General features: G+C 67.3%; 20 protein-coding genes. 10 read left to right on the forward strand and 10 right to left on the reverse strand.

Going from position 1 to position 18,363, the window contains the following annotated elements:
- Positions 1–106 precede the first annotated feature (106 nt).
- The 10 genes from CFB49_RS32795 to CFB49_RS32840 form a co-directional block, all read right to left on the reverse strand.
- Positions 107–1,003, reverse strand: coding sequence for an amidohydrolase family protein (locus CFB49_RS32795; RefSeq protein ID WP_089493449.1), 897 nt, complete (start codon positions 1,001–1,003; stop codon positions 107–109).
- Between the two features lie 88 nt (positions 1,004–1,091).
- On the reverse strand, positions 1,092–1,406 hold the full coding sequence (gene rhaM, locus CFB49_RS32800; protein WP_069620467.1) for an L-rhamnose mutarotase: 315 nt from the start codon (positions 1,404–1,406) through the stop codon (positions 1,092–1,094).
- Positions 1,407–1,423: 17 nt separating this feature from the next.
- On the reverse strand, positions 1,424–2,212 hold the full coding sequence (locus CFB49_RS32805) for an SDR family NAD(P)-dependent oxidoreductase (protein ID WP_069620468.1): 789 nt from the start codon (positions 2,210–2,212) through the stop codon (positions 1,424–1,426).
- Between the two features lie 17 nt (positions 2,213–2,229).
- Positions 2,230–3,408 (reverse strand): L-rhamnonate dehydratase, encoded by a 1,179-nt coding sequence (gene rhmD / locus CFB49_RS32810; RefSeq protein WP_089493450.1) that lies wholly within the window; start codon positions 3,406–3,408, stop codon positions 2,230–2,232.
- A 104-nt stretch (positions 3,409–3,512) separates the two neighbouring features.
- The gene (locus tag CFB49_RS32815; protein ID WP_069620470.1) at positions 3,513–4,448 is read right to left on the reverse strand and encodes a dihydrodipicolinate synthase family protein; all 936 of its coding nucleotides are present in this window, start codon (positions 4,446–4,448) and stop codon (positions 3,513–3,515) included.
- A 78-nt stretch (positions 4,449–4,526) separates the two neighbouring features.
- Entirely contained in the window at positions 4,527–5,411 is an 885-nt protein-coding gene (locus tag CFB49_RS32820) for a glycosyltransferase family 2 protein (protein WP_069620471.1), read from the reverse strand.
- A 154-nt stretch (positions 5,412–5,565) separates the two neighbouring features.
- On the reverse strand, positions 5,566–6,267 hold the full coding sequence (locus CFB49_RS32825) for a GntR family transcriptional regulator (RefSeq protein WP_069620472.1): 702 nt from the start codon (positions 6,265–6,267) through the stop codon (positions 5,566–5,568).
- 90 nt (positions 6,268–6,357) lie between these two features.
- On the reverse strand, positions 6,358–7,167 hold the full coding sequence (locus tag CFB49_RS32830) for a maleate cis-trans isomerase family protein (protein ID WP_089437839.1): 810 nt from the start codon (positions 7,165–7,167) through the stop codon (positions 6,358–6,360).
- Positions 7,164–8,408, reverse strand: a complete 1,245-nt coding sequence (locus tag CFB49_RS32835; RefSeq protein ID WP_089493451.1) for a D-amino acid dehydrogenase — start codon at positions 8,406–8,408, stop codon at positions 7,164–7,166. The genes CFB49_RS32830 and CFB49_RS32835 overlap by 4 nt, the downstream gene beginning before the upstream one ends.
- Before the next feature lie 17 nt (positions 8,409–8,425).
- Entirely contained in the window at positions 8,426–8,776 is a 351-nt protein-coding gene (locus tag CFB49_RS32840; protein WP_179234993.1) for a RidA family protein, read from the reverse strand.
- Positions 8,777–9,094: 318 nt separating this feature from the next.
- Between CFB49_RS32840 and CFB49_RS32845 the strand changes: the two genes are divergently transcribed.
- The 10 genes from CFB49_RS32845 to rfbB all read left to right on the forward strand — a co-directional run bounded on the left by CFB49_RS32845 (position 9,095) and on the right by rfbB (position 18,361).
- Positions 9,095–10,195, forward strand: a complete 1,101-nt coding sequence (locus tag CFB49_RS32845) for an ABC transporter substrate-binding protein (protein WP_089493452.1) — start codon at positions 9,095–9,097, stop codon at positions 10,193–10,195.
- 32 nt (positions 10,196–10,227) lie between these two features.
- Complete coding sequence (locus tag CFB49_RS32850; RefSeq protein WP_069620477.1) at positions 10,228–11,121, forward strand: branched-chain amino acid ABC transporter permease; 894 nt, start codon at positions 10,228–10,230, stop codon at positions 11,119–11,121.
- Entirely contained in the window at positions 11,114–12,001 is an 888-nt protein-coding gene (locus tag CFB49_RS32855) for a branched-chain amino acid ABC transporter permease (protein ID WP_089493453.1), read from the forward strand. The genes CFB49_RS32850 and CFB49_RS32855 overlap by 8 nt, the downstream gene beginning before the upstream one ends.
- Positions 11,998–12,783 (forward strand): ABC transporter ATP-binding protein, encoded by a 786-nt coding sequence (locus tag CFB49_RS32860; protein WP_089493454.1) that lies wholly within the window; start codon positions 11,998–12,000, stop codon positions 12,781–12,783. Before CFB49_RS32855 ends, CFB49_RS32860 begins: the two co-directional genes overlap by 4 nt.
- The gene (locus CFB49_RS32865) at positions 12,780–13,499 is read left to right on the forward strand and encodes an ABC transporter ATP-binding protein (protein WP_069620479.1); all 720 of its coding nucleotides are present in this window, start codon (positions 12,780–12,782) and stop codon (positions 13,497–13,499) included. Before CFB49_RS32860 ends, CFB49_RS32865 begins: the two co-directional genes overlap by 4 nt.
- Positions 13,496–14,893, forward strand: coding sequence for an MFS transporter (locus tag CFB49_RS32870; RefSeq protein WP_089493455.1), 1,398 nt, complete (start codon positions 13,496–13,498; stop codon positions 14,891–14,893). Before CFB49_RS32865 ends, CFB49_RS32870 begins: the two co-directional genes overlap by 4 nt.
- Positions 14,894–14,992: 99 nt before the next feature.
- Entirely contained in the window at positions 14,993–15,889 is an 897-nt protein-coding gene (gene rfbA, locus CFB49_RS32875) for a glucose-1-phosphate thymidylyltransferase RfbA (protein ID WP_069620481.1), read from the forward strand.
- The gene (gene rfbC / locus CFB49_RS32880) at positions 15,886–16,467 is read left to right on the forward strand and encodes a dTDP-4-dehydrorhamnose 3,5-epimerase (RefSeq protein WP_089437844.1); all 582 of its coding nucleotides are present in this window, start codon (positions 15,886–15,888) and stop codon (positions 16,465–16,467) included. Before rfbA ends, rfbC begins: the two co-directional genes overlap by 4 nt.
- The gene (gene rfbD / locus CFB49_RS32885) at positions 16,464–17,348 is read left to right on the forward strand and encodes a dTDP-4-dehydrorhamnose reductase (RefSeq protein WP_089493456.1); all 885 of its coding nucleotides are present in this window, start codon (positions 16,464–16,466) and stop codon (positions 17,346–17,348) included. The genes rfbC and rfbD overlap by 4 nt, the downstream gene beginning before the upstream one ends.
- Positions 17,345–18,361 carry a dTDP-glucose 4,6-dehydratase gene (gene rfbB / locus CFB49_RS32890; RefSeq protein ID WP_069620484.1) on the forward strand — a complete coding sequence of 339 codons (1,017 nt, stop codon included), beginning with the start codon at positions 17,345–17,347 and terminating at the stop codon, positions 18,359–18,361. The genes rfbD and rfbB overlap by 4 nt, the downstream gene beginning before the upstream one ends.
- Positions 18,362–18,363: the final 2 nt, after the last annotated feature.

Here is an 18,363-nt window from a genome sequence, read left to right on the forward strand (position 1 = left end):
CCCCGATGAGGCATCAGCCAGCGCGGCTGCAGCGTGCGCGTTCGGCTGATGCTGCCCGGCACGTGCTCCGGTGACAACGCTCGCCATCCGATGGCGGGCCCGTGGCTCACAACCGGTAAGTTCGCATCGCATTGCGGACGAACAGCGCCTCGCGCTCGTCGTCGCCGGCGCCCGCGACAATCGCCGCATAAGCGTGCCAGAGCGCTTGATAGCCGGCATGGAGCCGGTCGACCGGGAAGTTCGACGCGAACATGCAGCGCGCCGCGCCGAACGCGTCGATCGCCTCCAGCACGTACGGGCGGAAACTCTCGACCGTCCAGCGATGGTCGAACATCGCGAGCCCGGACAGCTTCATCGTCACGTTCGCCCGCCGCGCGAGCTCGCGCAGTCCGTCGCGCCATTCGCGCCAGCCGTGCACGCTGGCTCGGTCGACGAACATGCCCGTGTGATTGACGATCACGTGCGTGTCGGGGTGCGCGTCGATGACGGTGAGCGCCGCGCCGACCTGGGCGGGGTACAGCTGCAGGTCGAACGACAAACCGAACTCGCTCAGCATCCCGAAGTTCTCTCGCCAGCGCGGCTCGGCCAGATAGTCCACGTCGACATAGTTGTACCAGGGGTCCGGATGCCGGTTCAACACCTGCCGGATGCCGCGCACGTTCGGGTGCGCCGCCGCGCCCGCGAGCCGGATGCGCGCGTCCGGCGCGAACAGGTCGACGCCCGCGACGATGCCGTCCGGCATCCCGCCGCTCGCCGGCGCATCGGCAAGCGCCTGCAGCCAGTCGACTTCGCTCGGCGTCGTCCACGCATCGTGGATCGCCTCGACATGCACGACCTTCAGCACGTCGATATCCGCGCCGGCGTCCGCGCGCAGGTCCGCGGGCAGGTAGCGGCGCGGCAAGTCCGCCACCGCGCCCGAAAACGCCGGCTGAGCGCGATCGAGCCAGCTGTAGCTCAACGTGTCGGCGTCCCAGAAATGGACATGGGGATCGACAATCTGCATGTAGGCTCCGTGAGTTCATGCGACACGATGATCCGCTGCAATGGGTCGGCACACGTCGAGCGCTGCCGATCCGTTGAACGGCTCGGCGTCATTCCAGATGAAACATCGGCTCCAGCGATTTCTCGACCGGACGTCCGTCCGGCCCGGTCGCCATCAGGTCGGCCATGTACGCCCACCAGCGGCGCATCACGTCCGTTTCGGCGAGTTGCGCGATCCGGTGATCGGCCGGCCGCTTGAGCACGGCGAACAGGTGATGGGTGTCGTCGTCGAGAAAGATCCAGTAGTCCGAGATGCCGGCTGCTCGAAGCGCGTCGGCGAGTTCCGGCCAGATCGCATCGTGCCGGCGCCGGTATTCGTCCCGCTTGCCGGGGTGCAGGCGCATCCTGAAGGCGATCGTTTCCATGGTCATGCCTCGCGGTTTCATTGCAGGTTCACGTACATGCCGCCGTCGACGAGCAGCGCGGCACCGTTCACGTAGCGCGCCATGTCGGACGCGAGAAACACGACGCAGTCGGCGACGTCGTCCGGCTCGCCGAGGCGGCCGAGCGGAATCCGGCGCTCGAAGTATTCGGTCTTGCCGGGCGCGGCGAGATCGTCGTCGTTGATTTCGGTGCGGATCGTGCCGGGCAGCACCGAATTGCAGCGGATCCGATGCGGCGCGAGCGCGACCGCGCACGACTGCATCAGCGCATGGACACCGGCCTTGGTCGGCGTGTAGTGCGTCTGCATGCCGCCACCGACCAGCGCGCTGATCGAACTGGTCGCGACGATCGCGCCGCCGTGCCCTTGCGCGGCCATTTGTCGGGCGACGGCCTGGGTCACGTAGAACGCGCCGTGCAGGTTCACTTCCATCGTTCTTTGCAGCAGCTCGGGCGGCAAGTCCAGGAAGCCGTGGAACGGGCAGATTCCGGCATTGCTCGCCAGCACGTCGATCCGCCCGAATCGCTCGACCGCAGTCGCGACGAGTGCGCTTGCCGTGTCGGGCTGCGCGACGTCGCCCGGCACGGCGAGCGCGTCGCGCCCCGTCGCGCGGATCGCGTCGACGAGCGCGTCGATCTCGTGATCGGCCTGCGCGGGCAGCAGCGGGTTCGTCCAGTAGTTGACGACGACGTCGGCGCCATGCCGCGCACACGCCAGCGCGATCGCGCGGCCGATCCCGCGCGATCCGCCCGTCACGACGACGATCCTGTCTTCGAGCAACTTCGTCATTGGGCCCCTCCGTACACTCAGTGTTCATACGGGCGCTGCATGCGCACGTCCGGATTCAGGCGCACGCCGAAACCGGGGGTATCGGGCACCTTCATCCGCCCGCCGACCGGCACCGGCTCGTCGAGCAGCAGCGGATCGAACATCGGCACGACACGATCGGCCTGCGGCGCCATCATCAGGAATTCGGCGAACGGGCTGTTGTGCCGCGTCGCGACGAAGTGATAGCTGTAGACCGACGAGCCATGCGGAATCACCAGCACGCCACGCGCATCGGCGAGCGCCGAGATCCGCATCAGCTCGGTGAGCCCGCCGCACCAGCCCACGTCCGGCTGAATGATGTCGCAGCACTCCATCTCCAGCAGCATGCTAAAGCCCCAGCGGGTCGCCTCGTGCTCGCCGGTCGTGACGAGCATGCCGCGCGGCACGTCGCGGCGCAGCTTCGCATAGCCCCAATAGTCGTCGGGCGGCAGGCATTCCTCGATCCATTTCAGGCCGAGCGCATGCGCTTCGTGCGCGAGCCGCGTCGCATACGGCACGTCGAGACTCATCCAGCAGTCGAGCATCAGCCAGAAATCCGCGCCGACGCGCGAACGCATCTCGGCGAGTGCATCGAGATTGCGGCGCAGGCCGACCTCGCCCTCGGCCGGGCCGTGATGCAACGGCAGCTTGCCGCCGATGAAACCCATCTCCTTCGCGAGATCGGGTCGCGCGCCGGTCGCGTAGAACGCCAGCTCGTCGCGCACCTTGCCGCCGAGCAACTGGTGCACGGGCTCCTGCCGGACCTTCGCGAGCAGATCCCACAGCGCGAGGTCGACGCCCGAAATCGCATTGAGCACGACACCTTTGCGCCCGTAGTACAGCGTCGCGTAGAACATCTGATCCCACATCTTCTCGATGTCGGTCACGCGCTGCCCTTCGATGAAGCGCGCGAGATGCCGCTCGACGATGAACGCGCCGATCTCGCCGCCGGTCGTCACCGCGAAGCCGACCGTTCCATCGCTGGCCTCGACTTCGATCACGAGCGTGCCGAGCACGTTGATGCCGAACGACTGGCGGCTCTGCCGGTATTCGGGGTAGCGCGACATCGGCGTCGCAATGTGGTCGTCGATCCAGTGACCGGCATCCTGATCGTGGTAGTCGGCGCCGCCACCACGCACCGTCAGCGCGCGGACCGCGCGTATCGTCGGCATGCTCATTCTTCGGGTTCCTTGGTTGGGTGATCGAGTGAGAAGGCCGCCCGTACGCGTCGTGCGTGCCGGCTGCGGCGGAAATCGCAACGTCGTGCTGCGAGGCGGTTGCGTCAGCGTGCCCAGCGCAGCACCAGCGCGTCGAGCCGTCGCGCAATTTCGATCAGACCCGCGCGCGTCGCCGGATGCAGCGGCGCGAGCGGACGCCGCGGCGCGTCCGATGCGATCACGCCGCCCTCCTTCATCAGCGCCTTCGCCGCCAGCAGGCCGGCCTGACGGTTCTCGTAATTGATCAACGGCAGCCATTGCTCGTACTGGGCGACCGCCTCGTCGCGCTCCCTGGCGAGATATGCGGCGAGAATCGGCCGCAGCCCGTCCGGATAACCGCCGCCGAGGATGCTGCCGGTTGCGCCGGCATCGAGATCGGCGAGCAGCGTGATCGCCTCCTCGCCGTCGAACGGCCCTTCGATCGCATCACCGCCGAGCGCGATCAGCTCGCGCAGCTTCGCCGCCGATTGCGGCACCTCGATCTTGAAATAGCGCAGATTCGGAATCGTGTGCGCGATGCGCGCCAGAAACGCGGCCGATACCTGCGTGCCGCTCATCGGCGCGTCCTGGTACATGATCGGGATCTCGATCGCATCGGAGAGTTCGGCATAGAACTGCTCGATCGCGGCCTCGCCGCAACGAATCGTCGCGCCGTGGTACGGCGGCATCACCATCACCATCGCCGCACCGGCCGCTTGTGCGGCGCGGCTGCGCGCCGCGCAGATCGTCGGATTGAAATGCGTGGTCGTCACGATCACCGGCACGCGCCCCGCAACGTGCTCGAGGATCGCCGCGATGAGCCGCTCGCGCTCGTCGTCGGTCAACGAAAACTGTTCCGAGTAGTTCGCGAGGATGCACAGGCCGTCCGCGCCCGCGTCGATGATGAAGTCGACACAGCGCTTCTGGCCCGGCATGTCGATCTCGCCCGACTCGGTGAAGATCGTCGGCGCGACGGAGAACGCGCCCGTATAGCGGCGGTGAATCGGCGTAGTCAGGCTCATCTGCAATCCTCTCTTATAGTAAGTGATCCGAATTGTATGGCGCGTCGGTCATGCGCCAATACCACGATAAATCACGCGTCACACGCGCCCGTACCGCCCTCGCAGCCCGTCCGTCACGCCGCAATAGATTGCCTTCAGCTTCAGACGCTTGTTGCGCGCATGCAGCAGCACGAATGCGACGTGCTTGAGCGTGATGAGATTGATCAGCAGCATCGCCGGATAGCGCCGCCAATAGTCGCGCGCGACGAGAATGCAGTTGCGCGCCGCATAGTAGTGGCGTAGCGCGCTCTGGTCGAATATCTCGACGCGCGGCCAGTGCTGCTGCGCGGACGGGCTGCCGAGTTCGTGGGGCAGCGACACGTCGGCGTTGACGCGCACCGGCACGCCGTGCGCCTGCGCGCGCATGCAGTATTCGGCGTCGACGTGGTCGATGAAGAAGTCCTCGCGGAAGCGGCCGAGCGCGCGATACGCGTCGAGCGAGATCGCGGTGCCCGACGAGATAATGACCGAGCACGACAGCAGGCCCTGCGCGCCGCCGTGGATCGGCGTGATCTGCGCGGACCAGCGGCGCACCGTGAACAACGGCAGGTCGCGCTGAAAATTGCGGTTGAAGATCCGCGGGCCGACCAGGAAGCGGCTGTCGCCCACCCGCGCACAGCCGGCGAGCATGCGGTCGAAATAGTCGTCCGGAACGTGCGAATCCTGATCGAAGATGAAGAAGACGTCGCAGCCGCGGCCGATCAGGAATTCGACGCCGGCGTTGAACGCACCGGCGATGCCGCCGCGATTGTGATTCGCGATGACGTCGACGCCGCCTTCGGCGAGCCGCGCGTACAGTGCGCGGTCGGCGACGGGCGAATTGTCGACCGCGACGACGGCGGGGCTTTTCGCAGGCAAGGTCAGCAAATGCTCGATCTGCGCTGCTGACGGCTTGTACAGCGTGACCAACGTACCGTGTGTCATGACGGCACCTCGTGACGATCAAGTAGCGATGCGCCGCGCCGGTCGATCCGGGCGGCCCGTCCTCCTTTGCACGACTGCTTGTCTCGTCGACCGGCCTGCCCTGCCCGTTCGCGTGCTGCACGCGATCGTCGCAGGCGCCGCGGCCGATCTTGCTTTATTTTGCGTACAGCTTGACGACGCTCGCCTGGACGACGCGCGTGATTTCCTCCATCCGCCAGCGGATATGCGTGTCGGTCAGTGTCGCGCACCGCTCCGCATCGCGTTCGGCAAGCGCGTCGAGAATCTCGAGATGCTCGGTAAACGCCTCGTTGCGTCGCTGATCGACATCGACCCAGCGCACGTAGTGAATCCGCGCGTTGATCCCTTGCAGCACCCGGCCGATCTCGGCATTGCCCGACAACGCGGCGAGTTCCAGGTGAAACTGCTCGTCCTTGACGACCAGCTCCGACGACGACATCCGCGCGGCATTCTTCATCACCTGCTTCCAGAAGCGACGCAGCGCCTTGATGTCGTTGTCCGACGCGCGCTCGCATGCGAGCATCACCGCGGTCGTCTCGATCGAGCGACGCAATTCGAACAGATCGAACACATCCTTCCCCTCCAGTTCCCGAATGAAGAAACCGCGGTTCGGCACGAACACCAGCAGGTTTTCGGCAACGAGCCGGTTCAGCGCCTCGCGAATCGGCGTGCGACTCACGTTGAAGCGCTCGGCAAGCTCCAGCTCGTTGAACCGTTCACCCGGCCGGATCTCGTACAGCACGGCCATCTGTTTCAACTGCTCGTAAATCTCGTTGACCGTGAGGCCCGTGCGCGTCGGCGCTGCGGTCTCCCGGCCAGCCATAACGGAAGTCGACATCTCGTCTCCTGGTTCCACCTGTTGTCACCGCGCGTCATTATCCATCGGCAATTTGCCCGCGCGCGTCTTTTTACATGCACGCGCTATGCGTCAGCGCATCAGCAGGCTGCCGAAGCCCGGCACGGGATCGTCGATGCCCGCGAGCCTCAGCGCGTGCCAGGCGAGCGCATGATTGCTCGACAGCACGGGTTTGCCCGCACGCGCTTCGATATCGGCCAGCGCATCGACGATGCGCAGGCTCGTGCACGACACGAATACGGCATCGACGGCCGGATCGGCGGCGAGCGTCAGCACCGCGTGCTCGATCGACGCGCGCTCGATGCGGGCGACCTCGTTGTCGTCGCGGTGCTCGAACGAGCCGACCCGCACGATATCGACGCCGCGTGCGCGCAGGTACGCGGCCATCGCTTCGTTGATCGTGCGCTCGTACGGCGTCAGCAGCGCGACCCCGCGCGCGCCGAGCGCCGTCAGCGCGATGCGCGCGGCGGTAATCGGCGTGGTGCACGCGACGCCGGGCCGCGCCTCGCGGATGCGCTCGAACACGCGCTCCTCGCCGAGCACCATCGACGCCGACGTGCAGCCGAACGCGACGACGTCGAGGCGCTCGCCCGGCCGGATCAATTCGACCGCGGCGCAGATCCCCCCGTCCATCCGCGCGAGCGTCTCGGCGGTGATCTCGGCCGAATTCGCGATCCGGCTTTCGTAGAACGCGACGCCATCGATCGCGAGCAGACGCCGCCACTCGTATTCGATCGTATGGTCGGTCGCCAGCACCACGAGGCCGATCGCCGCGCGCCGCGCGATGCCGGCGTCGAGCGAGAAATCGAAGCGGGCGTACGCGTCGCGCGCCGGGCCGGCTCCGACGCCCGAATCCGGGGAGGTGGAGAGAAGTTCGCTCATTGCAGGGTCATCCCGGTGATGTCGATGTCGGGCCGCTTGCCGTGGATCAGATCCGCGACGATCTTCGCGGTGCCGCACGACATGGTCCAGCCCATATGGCCGTGGCCGGTATTGAAAAACAGGTTGCGGTGGCGGGATGCGCCGATGATCGGCGTGCCCTCCGGCGTCATCGGCCGCAGCCCGGCCCAGTACGACGGCTTCGTGTAGTCGGCGCCGTTCGGGAACAGTGCCTGCGCGGTCGCGAGCATGTGCGCGAAATCGCGCGGCGAATGCGTGGTGTCGTAGCCGCTGAACTCGGCGGTCGCGGTCAGCCGCAGCCGGTCGCCGAAGCGCGCCCATGCGACGAGCTGGTTCTCCTCGACGCCGCCGAGCGCGGGCGGCTCGTGCGTGTCGTCGATCGGCAGCGTGACCGAGTACCCCTTGACCGGATAGATCGGCAGCCGGTAGCCGAGCGTGCGCGCGACGAAGGGCGAGTACGCGCCGAGCGCGAGCACGTATCGATCGCCGGTCACGCGGCCCTGCGACGTCTCGACGTAGTCGATCGCATCGGCGCTCGCGCGCACGCCGTCGATCGACGTGCCGAAGCGGAATTCGACGCCGAGCGCGCGGCAGCGCTCGGCGAGCGCGCGCGTGAACAGATGCGCGTCGCCGCTCTCGTCGCTCGGGCAATGGATCGCGCCCGCGATCGCGCCCGCCGCGTGGCGCAGCGCCGGCTCGCGTTCGACGGTGGCCCGCGCATCCAGGATGTCGAGCGGCAGACCGTTGTCGGTCAGAATCCGCATGTTCGCGACGCCCCGCTCGAACGACGCCGGATCGCGATACAGGTACAACAGCCCGCCGCTCGTCCGGTCGTACTCGAGCCGTTCATCGTGCGTCGCCTGCTGAAGCCGCTGCTGCGCATAACGACACAGCCGCACCTTGATCGACGTGTTGCGTCGCGAGCGCTCGGCCGTGCAGTTCTGCAGGAACAGCGCACACCAGGCCCACATCCGCCAGTCGGGCGTCCATTTGAGCCGCAGCGCCTGGCCGTCGGCAAACAACGACTTGAAGAGAATCTTCGGCGCACGCGGCGATGCCCAGGTATACGAATGGCCGGGCGCGATCAACCCCGCATTCGCGAAGCTCGTTTCGAGCGCGACGCCGTCGCGACGTTCGATCACCGTCACCTCGTCGCCCGCCTTCGCGAGAAAATACGCAGTGGTCACGCCGACGATGCCGCCGCCGAGCACGATCGTCTTCATACTCCACTTCTCCTGTACTAGCTCGCGGCGATCGCCGCGATCTCGACCGTGTACTGCGGAAACGCGAGCTTCGATTCGACGCACGCGCGTGCCGGCGGCTCGCCCTGCGGCACCCACGCGTCCCATACACGGTTCATCTCGGCGAAGCTGCGATAGTCGGCCAGCCAGATGCTCGCGGACACGATCCGGCGCTTGTCGAGCCCCGCCTCTTCGAGCAGCCGGTCGATCTTGTCGAGAATCTGACGGGTCTGCCCCGCCACGTCGAGCGAAGTGTCGTCCGCCACCTGCCCGGCGACGAAGGCCAGCCCGCCCGCGACCACCAGTTGGCTCATCCGTTCACTCACGCCGTATCGCTTGATCTCCACCATCTGACTGTCCTCCGAGGTCGTGTCGAGTTGGGCTGATTTAAGCACTGAAATTCACATCTGTATACACTTTTTTCAGAAATATTCTCCATTGCGCCAGATTGGCGCGCTCGTGCACCACGACTATCCACGCTCTTTGAAAGCGTGCATAAATGCATGAAAATAGGGATATTTTTCTATCGTTCCAGAGACTTTCACGATTCCGCACAGCGACTCGAAAATTTATTTGCAAACGATTTTTGATCTGTGATTCTGTCGACACTTCTGTATATCAAACCATGCCGCCATCCGTGCGGCCGACCATGCGACGGGAGAACGAAGATGAAGGCAAGTCAGTGGAGTGTCGGTGTCTGGATCGCACTCGGTGCGCTTGCGTCGGGCGCCGCGCAGGCCGACGTCAGCGTGGGTGCGGTGCTGCCGCTGACCGGCGCGAGCGCGTCGATCGGCGAAGACCAGCGCCGCGGCATCGAGCTTGCCGTCGCGCAGATCAATGCGAAAGGCGGCGTGCTGGGCCAGAAGCTCGCCGTGCGCATCGAGGATTCGGGCGGCTCGGCCAATACCGCACTCGACGCCGCGCGCAAGCTCGCGACCGTCGAGCACGTGCCGGTCGTGCTCGGCGAGTTCTCGTCGTCGGTGACGATTCCAGTCGGACAGTTCCTGGTGCGTCAGGGCGACGTGCACATCAACATCGGCTCGTCGAGCCAGCAGGTGCGCAAGATCGGCGCGGGCTCGTTCAGCGTGATCGGGCTGGACGACCTGTCCGCGCGCTTCGCGGCTCAGGACGTGTACGCCCGCAAGCTGCGGCGCATCGCGCTGATCGCACCGAACAACGGCTACGGCCAGGGCATCGCGGGCGAGTTCAGGAAGCGTTTCGAGGCGCTCGGCGGCACCGTGGTGTCGACGGTGCTCTACACGGAAGGACAATCGACCTATCGCCGCGAACTGGAGCAGGCATCACGCGCGCAGCCCGACGCGTATGTCTACAGCGCCTATGGCCAGGAGGCCGCGACGCTGAACCGGCAGGCATTCGAGATGCGTCTGAACCAGCACCCGTGGTACGGCATCTATCTGACGATGTGCACGAGCGACACGCCCGCGCAGATCGCGCAAGGCCAGATCGGCCTCGAAGTCGCCGCGCTCGGCGCGGGCGCGAAAGCGTATGCGAGCGCCTATCAAGCCGCGTACAACGAGGCGCCGCGCTCGGCGTTCGGCAGCTATGCGTACGACGCAACGCTGTTGTCCGCCGCGGCGATCGGTCGCGCGCAATCCATCGACCCGGCGAAGATTCGCACGGCGCTCGCGGCATTGGGCAAGTCGTATACCGGCGTGACCGGCGCGATCGCGTTCGATGCGGACGGCCAGCGGGAAGTCCAGCCGTACGAGAAGGTGGTCTACCGCCAATCGGTCGTCGCGCAGCAGTAAGCGCCCGCCCGGATGAACCAGAGGACCTCGCCATGCTGTCATTCATTGTCGACGTATTGATCCGCACCGCCGATCTGCTGCTGGTGTCGGTCGGCCTGTCGACGCTCTATTCGCTGATCCGCTTTCCCAACATCGCGCATGTCCAGTACGCGATGCTGGGCGCATTCGCGACGCTCTGGCTGGAACGCGCGGGGCTGCCGTTCGCACTCGCGACGGCCGTGTCCTGCGCGCTGGTCGGCACCGCCGCGACGCTGCTGAACCTGTTCGTTTTTGCGAGACTGCTGCGCTCCGGCAGCGCGGTGGCGATGATCGGCTCGCTCGCGATCTCGATGCTCGCGGTCGCGCTGGTGCTCGGCATCGCCGGCTCGCGACCGCAACAGTATGCGCAGGACGTGCATCCGCCGATGGTGATCGCCGGCGTCGCGCTGTCCGTGCCGCAACTGGGCTCGATCGCATGCGGCGCCGGCGCGCTTGCGATATTCGCGGCGCTGCTGTACCGCACCGGGCTCGGGCGGGCGATGCGTGCGCTCGCCTCGAATCGCGCGCTGGCGCTCGCGACCGGCATCGACGCGACGCGCGTGACCAACGTGATCACGTTCGCGAGCGGCGTGCTGGCGGCGCTCGGCGGCACGATGCTCGGCGCCACCGAGAGCGTGCATGTGAATCTCGGCTACGGACTGCTGATCCCGGTGTTTTCCGCGGCGATCCTGGGCGGTCTCGGCAACCCGCTCGGTGCCGCGGCCGGCGCGCTGTTGATCGCGGTGGCCGAAACCGTCGCACTGAACGTCGATTTCGGCGGGCTCGTCGATCGGCCGATGCAATTCTTTCCGGTCGAGTACGTCGGCGCGGTGTCGTTCGCGATCCTGCTCGTCGCACTGATCTTCCGGCCCTACGGCATCTTCGATCGGGAGGTACGGCGTGTCTAGCTTCGTCATCCATCTGCTGACCGTCGGCTGCCTGTACGCGACGATGGCGCTCGGGTTGAACCTGCAGGCCGGCTATGCGGGACTCGTCAATTTCGGTTTCATTGCGTTCAGCGGGCTCGGCGCGTATGCGGCCGGCATCGCGTCGCAGCTCGGCTGGCCGCTGCCTTCGGCGCTGACGCTCGCGCTGGCCGCCGCGGGTGCGCTGGCGATCGTTGTCGCACGGCTCGGGCGGCAGCTCTCCGCCGACTACTGGGGGATCGCGACGCTCGCGATCGCCGAGATCCTGCGCACGATCGCGCTCAACGAAAGCTGGTTGACCGGTGGCGCGCAAGGCATCGGCGGCATCGCGCCGCTATTCCCCGGGCTGCGGGCGCCGTGGGCCGAACTCGCGTTCCTCGCGGTCACGGCCGGCTGCCTCGCGCTCACCTATGCGACGTACCGGCGCCTGACCGCAAGCCGCTTCGGCCGGGCGCTGAAGGTGATGCGCGAAGAACCCGCGCTCGCGGTCTGCTTCGGCTACGATCCGCTCGCGCTGAAAACGCGGGCGTGCATTGCCGGCGCGCTGCCGGCCGCGCTCGCCGGGGCACTCGCCGCGTGGTACATCGGCTATGTCGGGCCGGACGCGATGATCGCGTCCGAGACCTTCGCGCTGTGGACCGTCGTGATGGTCGGCGGCCTCGGCAGCCACGCAGGCGTGCTGGTGGGCACGCTGATCGTGCAGGCCGTCTACGCGCTGGCGCCGTTTCTCAAGGACTGGCTCGATGTCGGCAGCGACCTGACCGGCGCGGTGCGACTGGGCCTGGTCGGCCTGATGCTGCTCGGGTGTGTGCTCTGGCGTCCGCACGGGCTCGTACCCGAGCGCCTGGAGGTGCGGCCATGAGCGCGCTGCTCGATCTCGACGGCGTGACGATCCGCTACGGCGAGAACGTCGTCTTGTCCGGGGTCACGCTGTCGGTCGACGGCGGCGAGATCGTCGGACTGCTCGGCCCGAACGGCTCCGGCAAGAGCACCGCGCTCAACGCGATCACCGGGTTCGCGCCGCTCGCGGCGGGCGCCATCCGCTTCGACGGTCAGCGGATCGACGCGCTGTCGCCGCACAGGATCGCGCGGCTGGGCGTGCGCCGCACGTTCCAGTTGCCGTCGATGCCCGCGCGCATGTCGGTGCTCGAACTCGCGATGGCGGCTTCGTCCGCCCGCCACGGAATCGCCGCCGCCCTCTGGCGCGGCCGTGCGACGCGCGCGCTCGAGGCCGATACGCGTGCACGCGCCGCCGCGCTGCTGGACGAACTGAAACTGTCCGGCGTCGCGCACCTTTGCGCCGCGTCGATCTCCGGCGGCCAGAAGAAGCTGCTGGGCATCGCGTGCGCGATGATGACCGAGCCCAAACTGCTGCTGCTCGACGAGCCGACCGCCGGCGTGCACCCGAACCTGCGCGGCGAGTTGATCGACGAACTGCGACGGATTCGCCAACAGGGCGTCACGCTGGTCGTCATCGAGCACGACATGCATTTCATCCGCGAGCTGTGCGACCGCTGCGTCGTGCTCGACCGCGGCGTGACGATCGCGAACTGCCGGCCGGCCGAGCTGGAGCGCAACCGTCGCGTACTCGACGCGTATCTGGGGCGCGCCCATGCCGCCCCTCGTCCGCTGGAGGCGTCATGATCGACGTGCGCGAACTCGTCGCCGGCTATACGCCCGAAGTCGACATCCTGCATGGCGTGTCGCTCACGGTCGGCGCCATCGACATCGTGACGATCCTTGGCCCGAACGGCTGCGGAAAATCGACGCTGCTGAAGTCGATCGCGGGCTTCGTGCTGCCTCGTGCGGGCAGTGTGACGATCCAGGGCACGGACGTGGCGCGCGTGCCGGTCCACCGAAAGATCCGCGAGTACGGAATCGGCTTCGTGCCGCAGACCGACAACGTGTTCGCGTCGCTGACCGTGCGGGAAAACCTGATGCTCGGCGGCCAGTCGATGTCGGCGTTTCCGCGCGAGGCGCGGATCGACGAGCTGTGCGAGCAGTATCCGGTGCTTCGGCGTCGCTACCGGTCGCTGGCCGGCGCATTGTCCGGCGGCGAGCGGCAAATCGTGTCGCTCGCGCGTGCACTGATGCCGCGCCCGGTGTTGCTGCTGCTCGACGAGCCGTCGGCCGGCCTGTCGCCGAAGATGGTCGACGAGGTGTTCGACGCGATCGTCCGGATGCGCGACACCGAGCATATCGGCGTGCTGATGGTCGAGCAGAATGCGATCGAGGCGCTACGCATCGCGGATCGCGGCATCGTGCTGACGATGGGGCGCGTCGCGCTCGAAGGCCCCGCGGCCGAACTGCTCGACAGCGACGAGATGCGGCGCCTGTACCTCGGCGGGAGGGCCGCATGAGCGGCGGGAGCGCCACGCCGGCCGCCGGCGCATACACATCCGCCGCGGCGCGTCCCGTGCTCGTGATGGTCGCGCTCGCGTGCGGCTTCGTGATGGCCATGCTCGACGTGACGATCGTCAACGTCGCGCTGAAGGCGATGGAAAGCAGCCTGTCGATGTCGCTGACGGCGCTGGTGTGGGTCGTCGATGCGTACACGCTCAGCTTCGCCGCGCTGTTGCTGCTCGGCGGCGCGGTAGCGAATCGCTACGGGTCGAAGGCCGTCTACGTCGCCGGGCTCGCGCTGTTCGTCGGCGCGTCGGTGCTGTGCGCGGCCGCGCAGTCCAGCGGCGCGCTGGTCGCGGCGCGCCTCGCCCAGGGTGTCGGCGCGGCGCTGTTCATGCCGAGTTCGCTGAGCCTGCTCACGCTCGCGTTCCCGCCGGGACCGATGCGCACGCGGATGATCGGCATCTGGGGCGCGCTGGTGTCGGCCGCGATGGCGCTCGGGCCCTGCGTCGGCGGCGTGCTGGTCGACGCGATCGGCTGGCGCGGCATCTTCTGGGTGAACCTGCCGGTCGGCGCGGCCGGCCTGTGGCTCACGTACCGGCATATCGCACGGGCGCCGCGTCATCCCGGCCCGCTGAATGCGCTCGGCCATCTGTTCGGCGCGCTCGCGCTCGCCGCGCTGAGCTTCACGCTGATCGAAGGGCCGAGCGCCGGCTGGCACTCGCCGTCGATCCTCGCCGGCGTGGCCACGACGTTCGCCGCCACCGCGGCATTCGCGTTACGCGAGCGCTACGCGAATTCGCGCATCCTGTCGCCGGCACTGCTCGCGAACCGGCGTTTCGTCGCGGGCAGCACGCTGGGCCTCGCGATCAACTTCGGCATTCTCGCCGAGATCTTTCTGTTGAGCCTCTATTTGCAGAACGTCCGCGGCGCGAGCGCGCTCGTCGCCGGGTTCGAATTGTTTCCGCTGATGGCGATGTTCGGCATCGGCAATCTCGCGTCCGCGAAGGTCAGTGCCCGGTTCGGCGCGCGCCGCACGCTGCTCTCCGGGCTCGCGCTGGCCGCGCTCGGCAGCGTGGCGCTCGTCGGCGTCGCGGCGATGCCGTATCCGGTGCTGGCCGTCGCGATCGGCTTGGCCAACTTCGGCGCCGGCCAGGCCATTCCGGCGATGAATCTCGTCGTGATGCAGTCGGCCGATGCGGCGGACGCGAACCTTGCCGCCGCGTCGCTGAACGCGAGCCGGCAGATCGGTTCGCTCGTCGGCATCGCGATCGCGTCGGTGATCCTGCACGTGATCGACGATCCGGATCGCGCGACGGCCGTCGGCTTCGCGGTGATCACCGCGCTGTACGCGCTTGGCTTCGCGATCGTATTCCGTGCGATTCACGTTGACGGCGCCGAGCAGCCGTAGCCGGGCGCGCACGGTATCGAAGGCAATCGGGCGCCATCGAAGCATTCGGTGTATTTCGCGTATCACGCACGCACTTTTCCTCTTGCAGCGAGGGACCTCATGCAAACAGCGATTGGCCGTAAAGGACTGATTCTGGCGGGCGGCTCGGGCACCCGGCTCCACCCGCTCACGCATTCGGTATCGAAGCAATTGATGCCGGTGTACGACAAACCGATGATCTATTATCCGCTCAGCACGATCATGCTGTCCGGCATCCGCGACGTGCTGATCATCTCGACGCCGCGCGATCTCGACGCGTTCCGGCAACTGCTCGGCGACGGCAGCCAGTGGGGCATGAGCTTTTCGTATGCGGCGCAGCCGAGCCCCGACGGTCTTGCACAGGCGTTCGTGATCGGCGCGCCGTTCATCGGTCGCGACGCGGCGACGCTCGTGCTCGGCGACAACATCTATCACGGGCCCGCGCTGTCGTCGCTGCTGCAACAGGCCGCCGCACGGACGACCGGCGCGACGGTGTTCGGCTATTACGTGCGCGATCCGGAGCGCTACGGCGTCGTATCGTTCGACACGGATGGCCGCGCGATCGACCTCGAGGAGAAGCCGCGCGAGCCGAAGTCGAACTACGCGGTCACCGGCCTCTATTTCTACGACAACGACGTCGTCGAACTCGCGAAGGCCGTGCGACCGTCCGCGCGCGGCGAACTGGAAATTACCGACCTGAATCTCGCGTATCTCGCGCGCGGCGCGCTGAACGTCGAGATACTTGGGCGCGGCTACGCATGGCTCGACACCGGCACGCACGAATCGCTGCTCGACGCGGCCAATTTCATCCAGGTGATGCAGGCACGGCAGGGCCTGCAGATCGCGTGTCCCGAGGAAATCGCGTACCGGCTCGGCTGGATCGATGCGGAGCAGCTCGAAACGCTCGCCCACAAGCTCGCGAAAAGCGGTTACGGCCGCTATCTGCTCGATCTGCTGAGCAAGGAGGTCGCGGCATGACACGCGTGATCGAAACGCCGTTGCCCGGCGTGCTGCTGATCGAGCCCGGCGTGTTCGGCGATGCGCGCGGCTTTTTCGTCGAAAGCTTCCGGGCAAGCTGGCTGCGCGACGCCGGCGTCGACGCCACCTTCGTCCAGGACAACCAGTCGCGCTCGCGTCGCGGCGTGCTGCGCGGGCTGCACTACCAGCGGGTGAATCCGCAAGGCAAGCTGGTGCACGCGGTGCGCGGCGCGGTCTACGACGTCGCCGTCGACATCCGGCGCGGCTCGCCGTTCTTCGGCTGCTGGTTCGGTGCGCAGCTCGACGACGTGTCGCACCGGATGCTGTGGATTCCACCCGGCTTCGCGCACGGCTTTTGCGTGTTGTCCGACGAGGCCGACTTCGCGTACAAGTGCACGCAGTACTACGATCCCGATTCGGATGCGGGCGTGCGCTGGGACGATCCGGAGATCGGCATCGACTGGCCGGATTCCGGCGCACCGTATCAGTTGTCGGACAAGGATCGTCGGCAGCCGCCGCTCGCCGAACTGGCAGCCGGCGCGCCGGCGCTGCTGCCCGTATACGGGAGCGCGCGATGACGATCGTCGTGACCGGCGCGCTCGGCCAGGTCGGCCGCGAACTGATGCTGCGCGCGGGCGAGCAGCCGCTCGTCGGGCTGTCGCGCGCCGCGCTCGACATAGCCGATGCAGGCTCGGTGCGCCGCGCGCTCGACGAACACCGGGCCTCGCTCGTGATCAATGCCGCCGGATGGACCGCCGTCGACCGCGCGGAGGCCGAGCCCGATGCCGCGTGGCGGGCGAACCGCGACGGGCCGGCCGTGCTGGCCGACGCGTGCGCCGCGCTCGGGATTCCGTTGATTCATCTGTCGACCGACTACGTGTTCGACGGCCGCATGCCCGGCCCGTACGCGGAAACCGCCGCCGTCGCGCCGCTCGGCGTGTACGGCCGGAGCAAACTCGCGGGCGAGGAAGCGGTGCGCGAGCGACTGCCCGACCGTCACCTGATTCTGCGCGTCGCATGGGTGTTCGGCGCGCACGGCGGCAATTTCGTGCGCACCATGCTGCGCCTGGCGCGCGAGCGCGAGGTCGTCGGCGTCGTCGCCGATCAGTACGGCGGCCCGACACATGCCGGTGCGATCGCCGACGCGCTGCTGACGATCGCGGCGCGATATCGGACCGGTGAAGTGCTGCGCTGGGGCACCTATCACCTGTGCGGCACGCCCGTGACGACATGGCACGGCTTCGCCGAAGCAATCTTCACCGAGGCGCGGCGCGCCGGCCTCATCGACCGCGTGCCGCTGGTCCGGCCGATCCGGACCGACGCCTATCCGTTGCCTGCGCCGAGACCGGCGAATTCCGCGCTCGACTGCAGCCTCCTGCGAGAACACTTCGGGGTCGAATCGCCTTCGTGGATCGCGGGTCTCACCGACGTGTTTGCCACCTGGAAGCGAACCCAATGAGCTATCGACCCAAACATGTTCTCGTGACGGGCGGCGCCGGTTTCATCGGCGCCAATTTTGTCCGGCATCTGCTCGAAAGCGACCCGCAGGTCAGCGTCACCACGCTGGATCTGCTGACCTATGCGGGCAGCCTCGACAATCTCGGCGACGACCTGCCGGGCGCCGATCGTCATCGCTTCGTCCTCGGCGACATCTGCGACCGAACGCTCGTCGAGTCGCTGCTGCGCGATCATGCGATCGACACCGTCGTCCACTTCGCGGCCGAAAGCCACGTCGACCGCTCGATCGACGGCCCCGGCGAATTCGTGCGCACGAACGTGCTCGGCACCTGGACGCTGCTCGACGCGTGCCGCCAGCTGTGGCTGAACGACCAAAAACTCGGCCGGGCCGACGCCCTCGCGCGCCGCCGCTTTCACCATATCGGCACCGACGAGGTGTATGGCTCGCTGGGTCCCGACGACCCGCCTTTTTCGGAAACGACGCCGTATGCGCCGAACTCTCCGTACTCGGCCACCAAGGCAAGCTCGGACCATCTGGTCCGGGCCTATTTCCATACGTACGGATTGCCCGTCACCACGACGAACTGCTCGAACAATTACGGGCCGCGCCAGCACGGCGAGAAGTTCATTCCGACCGTGATCCGTCATTGCATCGAAGGCACCGACATCCCCGTGTACGGCGACGGCGCGAACGTGCGCGACTGGCTGTACGTCGACGACCATTGCCGCGCGATCGATGCGGTCATCCGGCGCGGGACGGTCGGCGAGACCTACACCGTCGGCGGCTGCAACGAATGGCGCAACGTCGACATCGTCGCGCTGATCTGTACGCTGCTCGACGCGCGACGGCCCGAACACGCGCCGCATGCGCGCCTCGTCCGGTTCGTCACCGATCGCGCGGGTCACGACCGGCGCTATGCGATCGATGCGGGGAAGCTCGCCCGGGAACTGCAATGGCGGCCTGCGGAGAGCTTCGAAACGGGGATCGTGAAGACGCTGGATTGGTATGTATAGAG

The sequence above is a fragment of the Burkholderia sp. AU17457 genome, from assembly GCF_002223255.1.
GTDB classification, from domain to species: domain Bacteria; phylum Pseudomonadota; class Gammaproteobacteria; order Burkholderiales; family Burkholderiaceae; genus Burkholderia; species Burkholderia sola.